At 46.9% G+C, this 13,333-nt stretch carries 12 protein-coding genes; all 12 read right to left on the reverse strand.

What is annotated here, in order from left to right:
* Position 1 precedes the first annotated feature (1 nt).
* The 12 genes from FHS57_RS28590 to FHS57_RS28645 all read right to left on the reverse strand — a co-directional run bounded on the left by FHS57_RS28590 (position 2) and on the right by FHS57_RS28645 (position 13,230).
* Positions 2-1,036 (reverse strand): GntR family transcriptional regulator, encoded by a 1,035-nt coding sequence (locus FHS57_RS28590; RefSeq protein WP_183979726.1) that lies wholly within the window; start codon positions 1,034-1,036, stop codon positions 2-4.
* Complete coding sequence (locus FHS57_RS28595) at positions 1,033-2,514, reverse strand: FGGY family carbohydrate kinase (protein ID WP_183979728.1); 1,482 nt, start codon at positions 2,512-2,514, stop codon at positions 1,033-1,035. The genes FHS57_RS28590 and FHS57_RS28595 overlap by 4 nt, the downstream gene beginning before the upstream one ends.
* 120 nt (positions 2,515-2,634) lie before the next feature.
* Positions 2,635-3,615 carry an ABC transporter permease gene (locus FHS57_RS28600; protein ID WP_183979730.1) on the reverse strand — a complete coding sequence of 327 codons (981 nt, stop codon included), beginning with the start codon at positions 3,613-3,615 and terminating at the stop codon, positions 2,635-2,637.
* A 193-nt stretch (positions 3,616-3,808) separates the two neighbouring features.
* Positions 3,809-5,317: a sugar ABC transporter ATP-binding protein gene (locus FHS57_RS28605; protein ID WP_183979732.1), complete on the reverse strand. Its 1,509-nt coding sequence runs from the start codon at positions 5,315-5,317 to the stop codon at positions 3,809-3,811.
* Positions 5,318-5,337: 20 nt separating this feature from the next.
* Positions 5,338-5,967 carry a DUF2291 domain-containing protein gene (locus FHS57_RS28610; protein WP_229601479.1) on the reverse strand — a complete coding sequence of 210 codons (630 nt, stop codon included), beginning with the start codon at positions 5,965-5,967 and terminating at the stop codon, positions 5,338-5,340.
* Positions 5,948-6,805 carry a D-ribose ABC transporter substrate-binding protein gene (locus tag FHS57_RS28615; protein WP_229600174.1) on the reverse strand — a complete coding sequence of 286 codons (858 nt, stop codon included), beginning with the start codon at positions 6,803-6,805 and terminating at the stop codon, positions 5,948-5,950. Before FHS57_RS28615 ends, FHS57_RS28610 begins: the two co-directional genes overlap by 20 nt.
* Positions 6,806-7,005: 200 nt before the next feature.
* Positions 7,006-8,403, reverse strand: a complete 1,398-nt coding sequence (locus FHS57_RS28620) for a DUF1593 domain-containing protein (RefSeq protein WP_183979737.1) — start codon at positions 8,401-8,403, stop codon at positions 7,006-7,008.
* A complete protein-coding gene (locus FHS57_RS28625; protein ID WP_183979739.1) occupies positions 8,400-9,380 on the reverse strand; it encodes a transketolase family protein in 981 nt (326 codons plus the stop codon). Before FHS57_RS28625 ends, FHS57_RS28620 begins: the two co-directional genes overlap by 4 nt.
* Positions 9,381-9,482: 102 nt before the next feature.
* Positions 9,483-10,361 carry a transketolase gene (locus FHS57_RS28630; protein WP_183979741.1) on the reverse strand — a complete coding sequence of 293 codons (879 nt, stop codon included), beginning with the start codon at positions 10,359-10,361 and terminating at the stop codon, positions 9,483-9,485.
* Positions 10,362-10,364: 3 nt separating this feature from the next.
* Positions 10,365-10,709, reverse strand: a complete 345-nt coding sequence (locus tag FHS57_RS28635; RefSeq protein WP_310587022.1) for a four helix bundle protein — start codon at positions 10,707-10,709, stop codon at positions 10,365-10,367.
* A gap of 176 nt (positions 10,710-10,885) precedes the next feature.
* The gene (locus tag FHS57_RS28640) at positions 10,886-12,286 is read right to left on the reverse strand and encodes an L-fucose/L-arabinose isomerase family protein (protein WP_183979745.1); all 1,401 of its coding nucleotides are present in this window, start codon (positions 12,284-12,286) and stop codon (positions 10,886-10,888) included.
* A gap of 179 nt (positions 12,287-12,465) precedes the next feature.
* Complete coding sequence (locus FHS57_RS28645) at positions 12,466-13,230, reverse strand: DeoR/GlpR family DNA-binding transcription regulator (protein ID WP_183979746.1); 765 nt, start codon at positions 13,228-13,230, stop codon at positions 12,466-12,468.
* Positions 13,231-13,333 lie beyond the last annotated feature (103 nt).

The following is a 13,333-nucleotide window of genomic DNA, read 5'->3' on the forward strand; positions in this document are numbered from 1 at the left end:
ATCACAAGGAAGCCCTGAGTGTGAGGTGAAACGGCACTTCTATGTATTCTTTGGAATTGTTAAGAATCAGCTCAGCGGTTTTTTGTCCCATCAACTCAAAATCGGCCGAAATCGTCGTAATTCCGTCAAGAATAATGCGCTTGAGGGGGGTCTCGTTGTAAGAAATGATACCCACCTCTTGCCCTACTTTTAGCTTGGAGGCCAATGCCTTCTCTACCAACACAATCAGGTCATTTTCGGTAATACTGATATACACTTCTCCCGCCCGAATCGGCTCATTCGTAATACCACTTATTACCTCAAAATCAAAGGAATACTGATGGCAAAAGCGCGACAAGCCTTCCAGAATTTCTTTGGGATGGTGGGATTCTTGCGGAAAAATAATGTTGATTTTTTGGTACTTCGACAAGGCTTCTAACGCCTGTTCGAGGGCGTTGTAAATGTCTTTTTCAAAGTTTTGACACACCGAACCGTACTTCCCCTTTATTCCCGCAATCGGCTTATCGACAACAATCACCTTCTCGCGCGGAATGGTGTCGTTGATGACTTCGTGGGCTTTCTCTCCCCCCTCCGTAAAGTGCGGAATGATGACGTAATGCGTGTAGTCGTGGCTATTGGTTTGGAGCAGTTTTTTAAAATAATTGAAGTCGTTGTTATAAATGTAAAAATCAATCGTAACGCGCTCTCCTAATGCCGATACGAGCGCATCGTAGATGATTTTTTTGTGCGCATTCAATTTATTGACCAACAAAAAAATCTTTGGATGTGGGTGAATTACCGTGCTTTTGACAAAATATCCTTTGCCAGGAACGGAGTCAAGCATTCCGATTTTTTTGAGGTACTTATACCCTTTTTCGGCCGTGTCGCGCGAAATATCCGATTCAAAACTCAGTTCGTTAATCGACGGCAAAATCTCGTCTTTTTCCAACTCCCCTTTGCTAATGGCGGTCAGGATGGAATTGGCCACTTGTAAATACTTAGGGGTTGCCGAGTGACAATCTACGGAAATGAGTTCGATTAAAGGTCTTTTTTTCATTGCATTTTTACGTTGGTCAGCCAACCTTCATAGTCACCCGCAATCGTGGAATTGGAAAGGTTGGGTTCGAGGTACGTCTTGTCGCTGTGCAACTGGGCAATTTTCTCTATCGACGCCCAAAGCCCACTCCCAAGGCCCGACAAATAGGCTGCTCCCAAGGCCGAAACATCGGCAAGACCGATGGTAGCGACGGGTTTTGCCAACAAATCGGCTAAAAATTGCACCACAAAACCGTTGGAAGTCATTCCTCCGTCAACCATCAACTCTTTTAAATCAACTTCAGTATCTGATTCCATCGCCGAAATAATGTCCTTGATTTGATACGGAATCGACTCCAACGCCGCCCGAACGATGTGGTTTTTGGAGCTACCAAACGTCAAGCCCGTAATCGACGCTTTGCGTTTCATGTTCCAATGGGGAGCGCCCAAACCGCTAAACGCTGGCACAAGATACACCCCGCCGTTGTTTTCTACCGCCCGTGCCATGGCCTCAGTGTCGCGGCTGTCTTGTATCAAACCCAGTTCGTTTTTGAGCCATTCGATGGTTGCGCCGCACGTTACAATAACGCCTTCTAAGGCATAATCTACTCGTCCTTCTACGCTCCAACAAACCGTCGTCATCATTCCTTGGGTCGAGTTTTTACGCTCGCTGCCTACGTTCATTAAAATCGAACAGCCTGTTCCCAAGGTCGCTTTGGCCGTTCCCGACGAAAAACAACCTTCCCCAAAAGCTGCTGCGTGGCTGTCGCCTATCATGGCGGTAATGGCCACGGGAGTGTCAAAAAGTCCTTCAAAATCGGAAACACCAAACTCAAACGCCGAGGGTTTTGGTTCGGGCAAATGGACGTTAGAAAGTCCAAACGCTTCTAGCAACTCGACATCCCACGCAAGGGTATCTAAGTTGAAAAATAACGTGCGGGAAGCATTGGTATAATCCGTCAAAAACTGCCGTCCTTGGGTGAGTTTGAACAACAACCACGTATCGACCGTTCCAAAATGCGCACGTCTTTCGGCAATGGCGGTTTTGACGCTTTCAACGTTTTCGTTGAGCCACATTACTTTTGTTCCCGAAAAATACGGATCAATAATCAATCCCGTTTTGGCGCGAACGCTACCCTCTAACCCTTTGTTTTTCAACGATTCACAAACTTGAACGGAGCGTTTACATTGCCATATCACGGCATTATGCAGCGGCTGTCCGTTTTCATCCCAAAGCACAAACGTTTCGCGTTGGTTTGAAATCCCCACCGACTGTATATCGGCTATTTTTCCTCCTTTTGACGTAAACGCTGCCACGCACTTCCGTACCGAGGTGAGTACATTTTGATAGATTTCTTCGGGGTCTTGCTCGGCAAAACCGTCGCCAAAATAATGCGTTTTTAAAGGTTCTGATGCCCGTGCGACGGCATTGCCCGCTGCATCAAAAATCAACGTTTTGGTGCTACTTGTGCCTTGGTCGATGGAGAGAATATAAGCCATTTTAGTATGCTATTTGGTGTGGCTATCCCTTCCAAGGTTCCAAACCTTGGGAGGGTTTCACTTATCCGTTTTATAGAGATAGACCCTCAAAGTCTTGGAGACTTGGAGGGTCTTATTTACTTATCCGTTTTTGGAATTTGCTTTATCAATAATGACGGCCAACAAAATCACGAAACCCTTGACCACTTGTTGCCAAAAAGGGGAAACGTTCAACAAGACTAAGCCGTTGTTCAAAACCCCGATAATAATGGCTCCCAACACCGTTCCCCAAATGCTTCCTTTGCCCCCCGAAAGCGATGTTCCACCTATCACAACGGCAGCGATGGAATCCAGTTCGTAGCCCGTTCCTGCGTTGGGTTGGGCCGAATCGAGGCGCGAAGTCACCATGAGTCCTCCTACGGCCGCCAATGCGCCTGCAATGGTATAAACAATGATTTTGACTTTGTTAATGTTAATTCCTGATAAAAGCGAGGCGTTTTCGTTGCCACCAATGGCGTAGATGTAACGCCCTAATTTGGTTTTGTCCGATAAAAAAACCGCCAATGCCACCACCACCGCACTGATCCAAACAGGAACGGGAACGCCTAAAAACCAGCCTGTTCCCATGTAGGCAAACTGCTCGCCCAAGCCACTGATGGGAAAGCCTTTGGTCCAAAGCATGGTAAGACCGCGAGCGACGGTCAGCATGGCCAACGTAGCCACAAAAGAGGGGACTTTGAAGCGGGTAATGACAAAACCGTTGAAAAACCCTAACAACGCACCCGTCAGAACTCCCGCTAAAGAAGCCCCCAAAAGTGTGAATCCGATGTATAGATTTTGGGAAGGTAATTCGATGCCCATTTTGAACAAACCCGCCGTAATCGCCCCGCACAAGGCCAAGACCGAACCCACCGACAGGTCAATTCCTGCCATTAGCACCACGAGGGTCATGCCCACCGACAAGCAAATGTTGACGGAGATTTGGCGGAGGACGTTCCAAAAATTAGAAACTGTGAAAAATTTGTCGGACAACAACCCGATGATGAGGCACAACACAAAGAGTGCAATCAGGGGTTGTAGCTTGGATAAACGCTGTTTTTGAGTTTCAAGGGTCGTTTGCATACTTTTTCTATTTGCTCAATAGCACATCAATATCCTTAGTTGGTTCAGGGCTAAAGCCCATACTCATTATTTCGCTTTGTGCCACGCCCTAAAGGACGTGGTTTTAGGAGATTATTTTTTGTTTCGCAATTATGCTTACACGTCTTATAATCTGCGATTCACAAATAACGGATAGCAGCTAACGGATTAACTATTAACACTTCTTTGAAATGGCTGCTTTTAAAAGTTTGTCTTCGGTGGCATTTTCGACGGGTGTTTCGAGGGTCAATGTGCCTTCCGACAACACTAAAACTCGGTCCGAAACCGCAAAAATTTCGGGGAGTTCGGAGGAAACCATCAAAATCCCCAATCCCGACGCCGCCAACTGAAGTATCAACTTATAAATCTCGCTTTTGGCGTGTACGTCAATGCCTCGCGTGGGTTCGTCGAGGAGCAAAATTTTGGGATGAGTGGCCAGCCATTTTCCTAAAATCGCTTTCTGTTGATTGCCGCCGCTCAGGTTTTTGATTAATTGCCCCGACGACGAGGTTTTTATTCCTAATTCTTGGATGTACTTAGTGGCCAATTCAGTTTCTGCTTGGGTGTTCAGTACGCCATTTTTCTCGACATGGTATGCCAACGACGCCAAACTGATGTTTTGTTTTACATCCATGATGGGCACGATGCCGTCTCGTTTTCGGTCTTCGGGTACCAATGCCAATCCTTCTTTTACGGCCTCAACGGGCGAAGTAATTTTCACTTCTTTGCCCTCAATTCGCACCGTACCCGTGGTCAGGGAAGGATATAGGCCAAAAAGTGCCTCAAAAAGCTCCGTTCTCCCCGCTCCCATCAAGCCAAAAATACCCAAAATTTCGCCCCGTTTCAGCGTAAACGATAGGTCGTCGAGCACCAACTCAGGGCGTTTGGTCGAGCGTTTGAGCGAAAAATGTTGGACGCTCAGAAGTTCCTCTTGGGGCACCGACAACGCAGGTTTTTGGTGTACAAAAATCTCCCGCCCTACCATTTTTTGAATCAATTGGTCGTGATTCATGCCTGCCATTTCGCCCGAGTCAATCGACTTGCCATCGCGCAGCACAATGTAGCGGTCGGCAATCCGAAACAGTTCATCGAGCTTGTGCGAAATGTAGGCAATGGTTTTATTTTCTTGCTTCAACTCATTGATGATGTCAAACAACGTCTCCACTTCTTGGTCGGTAATGGCCGAAGTGGGTTCGTCCATGATAATCACTTGAGGGCTGAGCAACAGCGCCTTCGCAATTTCAACCAACTGCTGTTGCCCTACTTTCAACTCATTAATTTTTGTTTCAGGAGCAACATTGAGTTTGAGTTTTTGGAGTAACTCGGTGGTCGTTTGGCGCATTTTTTTCTTATCCAACGTCCCCCAAATCGTCTCAATTTCTTGCCCCAAAAAGATATTTTCCGTGATGCTTAGATACGGAATCAGGTTGAGTTCTTGGTGAATGATGGCAATTCCTGCCTCTTGAGCTTCTTTGGTGTTGGCAAAACGGACGGGGCGTCCGTTCCACAGGAGTTGCCCTTCGTAATCTGGATAGACTCCCGAAAGGATTTTCATCAAGGTGGACTTTCCCGCGCCATTTTCCCCCAAAATAGCATTGACTTTGCCCTCGTGGAGTTCGAGGCACACATTGTCGAGGGCCGTGACGCCCGAAAATCGCTTGGTGATGTTTTCGGCAACTAACATATAAAACCTATTGCAATAACTTATTTTAACGACGCAGGTACAACCTCGATTTCGGTCAAATTCAGGTGCTCTTTATTGAGAGCTATCGCTCCCGCAAACTGCACGGTATCACCTACTTTGGCTTTGGGACGAAACGGAAATACCACCGACGCCCGAATGAGCTTATTGAGCTCAGACGAGACGTTGTTGATGTCCGCTGTTTTGGTAAATTTCGTAATATCAAACTCTCCCGAGGCATCCCGCAAGGCATTGCCGTAAATAAACTCCATGGCAAGCGTCAACTGTTGTTTTGGGGTCTGAATCGTCAGGTCATTTTCATTGATTTGGGTAATGGTTCCTTGGCCTTTCACCAAAAAATAACGAATGTTCCCAATCGCCGTCGCGTGTGAATACATCTCAAACGCCTTGTTTTTATCGGTCGAAAGCAAGGTTGTCAGTTCGTCAATATCAGGAGCGGTAGCCAGTTTTGGCGTAAGCTGTTTTTCCAAAAAGGTTTTGGCAAAAGCTGCGGCATCAAACTTCCCCGAAGCCTCCGCTTTTACTTCGTCTAACTTCCTAAAATACACCGAATTGTACACCAATAGCAGCACCACAGCACTCCCAATTCCGTACTTGAGCCACGACAGCGTTTTATTGTTCTTTTTTTCCAAAAGCGGCATAGTTTTCGATGTTCTTTTTGGTGACTAATTCCACTGCTACGGGTAGTTTTTGGGCAAATTCGCGTTTGCCTTTTAAATATTCGTCGGCATAAATGGCAGCCGTTTGCGCCATTACTTTCGGGAACTGCATCCCCGTCGCCACAATTTTTCCGTCCTTAATGGCCGAAACCACGTCATCGGCACCGTCAAAGCCAAATACTTTTACTTTGCTGGCTTTTCCCGCTGCCGCAAGGGCTTGGTAGGCTCCCATCGCCATGGCGTCGTTGCCACAAAAAACGGCGTCGATGTTGGGATTAGCCTGCAAAATCGACTCCATGACGTCCATGGCTTTATTTCGGTCAAAATCAGCACTTTGCTGCGCCACCATTTTGAGACTTGGGTAATTATCCACCACACTGTGAAACCCTTGCGAACGCGCCCAAGTGTTATTATCACCCACCAGTCCAAGCAGCTCGACGTACGTTCCTTTTTTATTGGTTTGTTGCACAAAAAGCTTGGCCAATTCTACACAACCCGAATAGCTATCCGACAAAATTTGCGAGGTGGCGGCATCGGTGGCGTTGATTTCGCGATCCATACAAAACACGGGAACGCCCGCGGCTTTGGCTTTTCGCACATTTACGACCGAGCCTTCGGCATCTGTAGGGTTAAACAAAACAGCACTGTACCCCGACACCAACGCATTTTCAAAGTGGTCAGATTCTAACGCCGTGTTGTTTTGAGAATCAAAAATTTTGGTTTCGTAGCCCAATTCTTTGGCTTTGGCGGCGGCATTATCGGCCAAAAACACAAACCAAGGGTTGTTGAGGGTCGAAATGATAATCGCCATCTTTTTCGGGGCGTTTGAGTCTTTTTTCTCTGCACAACCCACAAGTAGCAGAAAGAGAAAAAAGCCCCCTAATCGAAGCATAAGCCATGCTGCACTTTTTTCGGACACAGAGTTGCGCGGAGTTTGGCACGGAGTCACACCGAGGCTTGTTTGCTGATTAGCGTTCCTTAATTGTCTTTGGTGAAACATATCATCATTTTTTAAGGAAAAACAGTTACAATTACCCGTTGATAACGCGTCAGGGCAGGCGTACCATTATCGGTGACAGCCAACACAATATGGATGGTTTCGGGTTGGGTCACTTTGGGAGCGACAAACGATGTCTCCGCTTTCTTGCGGGCGGCGAGTTGAATTCCGTTTTTGTTTCCGTACGTACCTGGCTCGGCATAATACATCCAATCGTAACGCAGGCTGTTGCCATCAGGGTCGGTACTGCCTTGGGCGCTCAATTGTACTTTTTCGCCGCTTTTTGCTTTGAGCAAGTTGGCATGGCCCAATTTCGCCACGGGCGGGTGATTTGCTTCCTTGTAAGGCTTTACGCACCAGTCCATACGGGCCGCAAAATCGTACTGATACGCCTCGCGCCAGCGCCAAATCGTGGCCTGATTTCCTGTATGATAAACGCTATCAGCGCCCAAGACTTCGTCCACGGCATCGGCCCACATCGGACGGGTTTCGGGTTCGTAAAACCATTTTTGGGTACGTGGGGTGTACAATTCATAACGCCCGCCCCAGTTGCCCCAATTGGGATGCTCGGGGTCGCTTAGGCCGTTTTCCATTAAGTATAAAAACGTAGGGGTATCGCCTTCCATCAAAAACTTCACGGCAGGATATTCTTCGCCCAGCGGCCCGTGGTTTTTGCGGATGTTTTGCTCCAGCCAAGGATTATCAACAATGCTAAAGTTACCACCAGAAAATCGTCCATGAAACTTATCGCCGCTGATGCCCGTCCACGTAGAATAATGGTACGCGCCGTTGGCATGAAACCCTGGACTTGCGATGTAAAACAACTGTGGGAAATTTTTGCGAATCCACGGTCCCGTGTCGTCTTGGTCGGAAATGGTATAAACCCGAAGTTTGGCCACAAACTTGGCCACTTCGTCGGGCGTACGGGTCATTTTTACTTTCCAAAGGGCTTGCGCGAGGCAATTGGCGCCACCCCAAACGGGTATCCACAGCGGGCGTGGGTCGGCTTTATCAGCCTGGCGAATAATCCATTCGGAGCCTTCCGAATCTTTTCCTTCGCCAATGGCTTCCATACCAAATTTAGGAAGTCCTGATTTGATACTACTCAACAAATAGCTGGTTTCGGGAAACCCTTTTTCGTGCAAAAGCAGGTTACTCCGCACTTTGTCGTAGGCATTGACAATCTTCCGAATGCTTTCAGGGGCGACACGCTCGCGCTGGTGAACGGAGGTCGTGGCAACGATGCCCTCAATGTCCCATTGGTTGGAATAAACCAAAAACCGCACCATCGACTCGGTATCGTCGGGTTCGTTTTCGATGTCGGTCAGCACCAATACACGCCTTTTTTCAGGTGATTGGGCGTAGAGTTCCAGGGTAAGCGACAGGGTTAGAAATAACAAAAGGCGTTTCATGTCAAGGTGTTTAGGAGTGTTTTTACTCGTGAGGTAATCCCACTTTCCGAAATTCCGTAATGATTCAAAATTTCCACTTGTGAGCCCGTAACGGTGTATTCGTCGGGGATGCCGAGAATATCAAACGGTTTGTGGTAACGATTTTTCAACAACCAAGACGCACACGCTTCGCCCAAGCCTCCGTTCACGCTATGTTCTTCTACGGTCAGGATGGCTTTGCATTCAAGAGCAAGTTCGGATAGCAATTTTTCATCCAAAGGCTTGATGGTGTGCATACTTACTACCGTAGCTTCGATGCCATTTTCAGTTGCTAATTTTTGAGCGGCTTGTAGGGCGGGATACACCGTTTCGCCATTGGCAATAATGGCCACGTCGCTCCCCCGTCGAATCACGCGTCCTTTGCCGATTTGGAAAGTTGTTTCGCCCGTTTCGTCCAACAAAGGCATGGGTTTCTTGCCAAAACGCAGGTAATACGGCTGCTCCGATGCGGCTACTTGCTGTACTGCCTGAGTGGTTTCAAAGCTATCGGCAGGGACAACAATCGTCATGTTATGGATGGCACGAAGCACTGCAAAATCGTGCAAACTATGGTGCGTTGAACCCAACGCTCCGTAACTCACTCCCGCGCTGATTCCGATGAGTTTTACGGGGTTATTGGAGTAGGCGACGTCGTTTTTGATTTGTTCCAACGCCCTTGCGGTCAAGAAACAGGCGGGCGACACGGCAAATACTTTCTTCCCCGCCGAAGCTAATCCCGCTGCCATGCCTACCAAGTTTTGTTCGGCAATGCCTACTTCTACGATTTGCGCGGGGTATTTTTTACCAAACGGCACCAATTTCCCCGACCCACGCGAATCGCTGGTGACGACCACGATGTTGCGGTCGGTCGCAGCCAATGCTTGCAGTGTTTCTGAAAACACGTCCTGATTGGCAGCCCCCGTCCCCGCGAGAGGGGCTTGTATTAATTCATTACCCATTTTATTTTAAGTGGCGAGCCACTGTTATCCGTTAATTGTTATTCGTTAAACAGCTGATAAACAACTAATTAATATAGTTCAATTTTAAATCCCCCATTGGGATCAGGGAGCTGGGCTTAGTTCCTGCATTGCTATTTTATATTGCTCTTCGGAAGGGACGCCGTGGTGCCATTTGAGTTCGTTTTCCATAAAACTCACTCCTTTTCCTTTCACCGTATGCGCTATCATCACGCTCGGCTTTCCCTTTTCAAACGGCAAAGCATCAAACGCTTCTTTCAGCGCGACGACATCGTTTCCGTCCACGTGGCGCACTGCCCAGCCAAAACTCTCAAATTTTTTGTCCAAAGGTTCGGTATTACAGACGTCTTTGGTGGGCCCCGTGATTTGCAAACCGTTCAAATCCACAATCGCACAGAGGTTGTCCAATTTGTAATGCGCTGCGGTAAGTGCCGCTTCCCAGTTGGAGCCTTCGGGTAGCTCGCCATCGCCCATCAACGTAAACACCCGATAATCGCGGTTATCCATTTTTGCCGCCAAAGCCACGCCCGCACTCATCGGAAGGCCATGCCCTAATGCTCCCGTATTTTGCTCTACGCCATTTACCTTTCGCGTGGGGTGGCCAATGTAGTGCGACTGGTATTTACAAAGCGTTTCAAGGTCCGACTCTGGGAAAAAACCTTTGTCGGCCAGCACCACAAACAATGCTTCCACACAGTGCCCTTTGCTCTGAATGTAGCGGTCGCGGTCGGGCGAGGTGAACGTTTCGGGCGAAACATTTAGGACTTCGTTGTACAACACATTCAAAATATCAATACACGACAACGACCCTCCCGTATGCCCCGCCTTGGCTTTGTAGATGTATTTGAGGATGTTACGGCGGTATTCTCTTGATTTTAGTGATAAGTGATGAGTGATGAGTGATGAGTCATCGGTCAGCAAGGAATTGTGCAGAGTAAGTGTTACGTCTTTTGTAGCTTCCATTCTTTATTTATCACCTTTAAGGTTTTTCTTTTTTGTCAAGATTGAGCTTCTAATCATCTTCATCAGCTCTTCGGCGTCCTTATAAAGAGAATCATGTTCAATCAGCGTTATGTAGTCAGTTCGATGTAAAATTTCTAACCAGTACTGGGTCTCTCCGATCTCTTTTTGAGCAATTCCCAATTTGTGTACAAAATCTACTCCAGATTCCGCATTAACAGCTTCTCTAACCATTGCCCCAGGGTTTGTCCCACATCTAAGAATTTGCTTACTCAACACATATTCATTCTTTTGCAATGTCAGATATTGATACAACCGTACAATTCTAATGGCAAAATCGGTTGATTTCACTCTCAACGGGCTCTCCATATTTTTGTTAGTTATGGGTTGTAAGAGATGATTTATAAGTTATAAGAGATGAGTGATAAGAGATGAGTTGAAAGAGATGAGAGTGTGGGGTGAGGAAGTCCTAAGGAAGTAACTTTCTCATCACTAATCTCTCATAACTCATCACTAAATCCTCATCGCTAAATATGCTGATATACCTCCCAACCCATGTAATTCTCCAGCGCTTCTTTTAGAATGTCCGCAGTTTTTGAGGCGTTCATCACGACGTGGTGTTCAAAACCATTGCGACAAATATATTTCATTAACCCCTGCAAATCAGCAATTTGAGCCACGGCACGGTTTCCAAAGGTCGTCAGCGGGTCGTTGGTTAAATCACCTTCACCGATGTACGCTTTGATGATGCCTTTCGGGTCGTCGGTACTGATACGCCCGTAGGTTAGCGGCATGGCAGGCGTACGGCCGTCCAAGGCTCCGTAGGTATTTTCAACCCCTACCGACGTGCCCAAAATCGGTGCATTACTTATTTGAATATCAGGCAAAAACGATTTCGCCCAGTTGCCACAGTGAAAAAGCACGCACTTGTTTTCGTCGTCGGCGTAGTTGTTGTTCCAATCCACCAACGCACTCGGCGAGCCCGATGCCAACTGCATGGCGTACATGCTCAACGTACCCGTTACGTCCACCTCGCACGCACTTGGAAGCATGTTTTCGCTCATGATACTCATGCTTGTGCAGACGTTGCAACCGTAGTTTTGTTGCAAACTCGTCCAGCACTGAATGGCAGTGGCGTCGAGGGCATTTTCTTCCATAATTTCTTTCAATACCACGTCTAGTTTCGCAATTTGAAGCATCGCTTCATTCGGCGTTTTTCCTTTGGGGGCGTAGGCATTGATGGATTCCAAATGTTGTTTTACAACGGCGCTATCGGCCGTCAATTTGTTGGCACGACCAAGAATCTCCGAAAGGTCGAAGGTCGTTACCGTAATGCCGTTTCGTTGAAGGATTTTTTCGGAATAGCGTACCGTATTAAACGCCCCAGGTCGTGCGCCAATGGCGCCAATACGCACATTTTTCAACCCTTTCACCACGCGACAAACGGCCACAAAATCCGTCAAATCTTTCTGAAACTCCGCCGAAGACGGTGAGCTAACGTGCTGACTGGTAAGGGTGTATTTGATTCCGTATTGGTACAAATTATTGCAAACCGAAATCTTTCCGCACCACGAATCGCGGCGATTGACGACGTTCATCTTGCTCAAATCATCGGGATATGCCTGAATCAACACAGGCACGTTCAAATTCGCTAATTTCAGCGTATCAGCCACTCCTTTTTCATCACCGAAGTTGGGTAAAAGCACCAAAATTCCGCTGATTTCTTCGCGGTGAGCTTTGAACAAATCGGCACATTTTTGGGCTTCTTTGAACGTCTCGACCCCGCCCAGTTTGGTGTCGTTGCTGTCCAAAAGGATAGGGGTAAGTTTCAACTTCGCAAAAACATCAATGATTTCGGTTCTTGCCTTTTCTACCAAACTATCTGGAAAAAAATCCCTGTTTCCGATGATGATACCAATACTTGCCATTTTCTATCAATTCTTTTTAAATGAGGTTTGTCAGGGCTAAAGCCCTTCTTAATTATCTTGACCTTCTTTTCCACGCCCTGAAGGGCGTAGTTAAAGGAGAGTTTATTTCTCTTATAACTCCATGCTTTAGCATGGGGATAACCCGATATTTCTTACAACAAGGGCTTCAGCCCTGACTATTATTTCGCAATAATAACTTCAATGTCGTTTTGCTTAAAAAGCTGTAAATGACCATCTTCGATGCCACTGTCGGTTATCAAATAATTAATCAGCGATAACGCTCCAAGGCTCGCAAACGCACTTTTTCCCACCTTGCTCGAATCGGCGACTAAGTAGGTGGTTTCGGCGGCGTCAATCATTGCTTTTTTTACCACTAAGTCGCTGATACTAGGGTAGGTAAGTCCCGCTTTGAGCGAAATTCCTGCCGTGGCTAAAAACAATTTTTGGACGTGAATCCCTTTGAAAAAATCGGCGGCTTTCTGACCCGTTAGCGACAAGGTAGGTGGCTTAAACTCCCCTCCCGTCAGAATCACTTCGATGTTTTGTTCCGCCCCCAGCATCAAGCCAATGTTCATGGCGTTGGTGATAACCGTCAGGCGGCGGTTTCCTTTTATTTTTTTTGCGATTTCGGTGGTTGTGCTTCCCGAATCCAAAATAATCGTATCGCCGTTGTCGATAAAGTCGAGGCAGGTGGCCGCAATAATTTCTTTTTTATCCATATTTTCTTGGTGGGCCAACGAAAACGAGCTTACTTGTTCCCGCACACTTTTCAAATACGCCCCTCCGTGTTCGCGCACCACAATCCCCTCTTTTTCAAGCTTTTCTAAATCTTGCCGAATCGTTACTTCGGTTACTTTGAACAAATGGGCTAAGTCCACTACTTTGGCAGAGCCGTCTTCGTACAACAGCTCTAATATTTTTTCTCTTCTTTGATTTGGAAGCATTGTTTTACTTTTTAAGGCATTTGAACAGATTGATTTCCTTCAAAGAAAAGAAATAATAAGAAAACAAAAAACAACGCCTTGCCCCTTTTCTCAACATAAACGC

Source organism: Runella defluvii (assembly GCF_014195535.1).
Lineage (GTDB): Bacteria > Bacteroidota > Bacteroidia > Cytophagales > Spirosomataceae > Runella > Runella defluvii.

Bases quoted from the DNA above. Each gene is read 5' to 3' on its own strand.
- FHS57_RS28605 (WP_183979732.1), bottom strand. From the start codon at position 5,317: ATGTTAGTTGCCGAAAACATCACCAAGCGATTTTCGGGCGTCACGGCC.
- FHS57_RS28625 (WP_183979739.1), bottom strand. From the start codon at position 9,380: ATGGGTAATGAATTAATACAAGCCCCTCTCGCGGGGACGGGGGCTGCC.
- FHS57_RS28640 (WP_183979745.1), bottom strand. From the start codon at position 12,286: ATGGCAAGTATTGGTATCATCATCGGAAACAGGGATTTTTTTCCAGAT.
- FHS57_RS28590 (WP_183979726.1), bottom strand. From the start codon at position 1,036: ATGAAAAAAAGACCTTTAATCGAACTCATTTCCGTAGATTGTCACTCG.
- FHS57_RS28600 (WP_183979730.1), bottom strand. From the start codon at position 3,615: ATGCAAACGACCCTTGAAACTCAAAAACAGCGTTTATCCAAGCTACAA.
- FHS57_RS28620 (WP_183979737.1), bottom strand. From the start codon at position 8,403: ATGAAACGCCTTTTGTTATTTCTAACCCTGTCGCTTACCCTGGAACTC.
- FHS57_RS28615 (WP_229600174.1), bottom strand. From the start codon at position 6,805: ATGGCGATTATCATTTCGACCCTCAACAACCCTTGGTTTGTGTTTTTG.
- FHS57_RS28645 (WP_183979746.1), bottom strand. From the start codon at position 13,230: ATGCTTCCAAATCAAAGAAGAGAAAAAATATTAGAGCTGTTGTACGAA.
- FHS57_RS28630 (WP_183979741.1), bottom strand. From the start codon at position 10,361: ATGGAAGCTACAAAAGACGTAACACTTACTCTGCACAATTCCTTGCTG.
- FHS57_RS28595 (WP_183979728.1), bottom strand. From the start codon at position 2,514: ATGGCTTATATTCTCTCCATCGACCAAGGCACAAGTAGCACCAAAACG.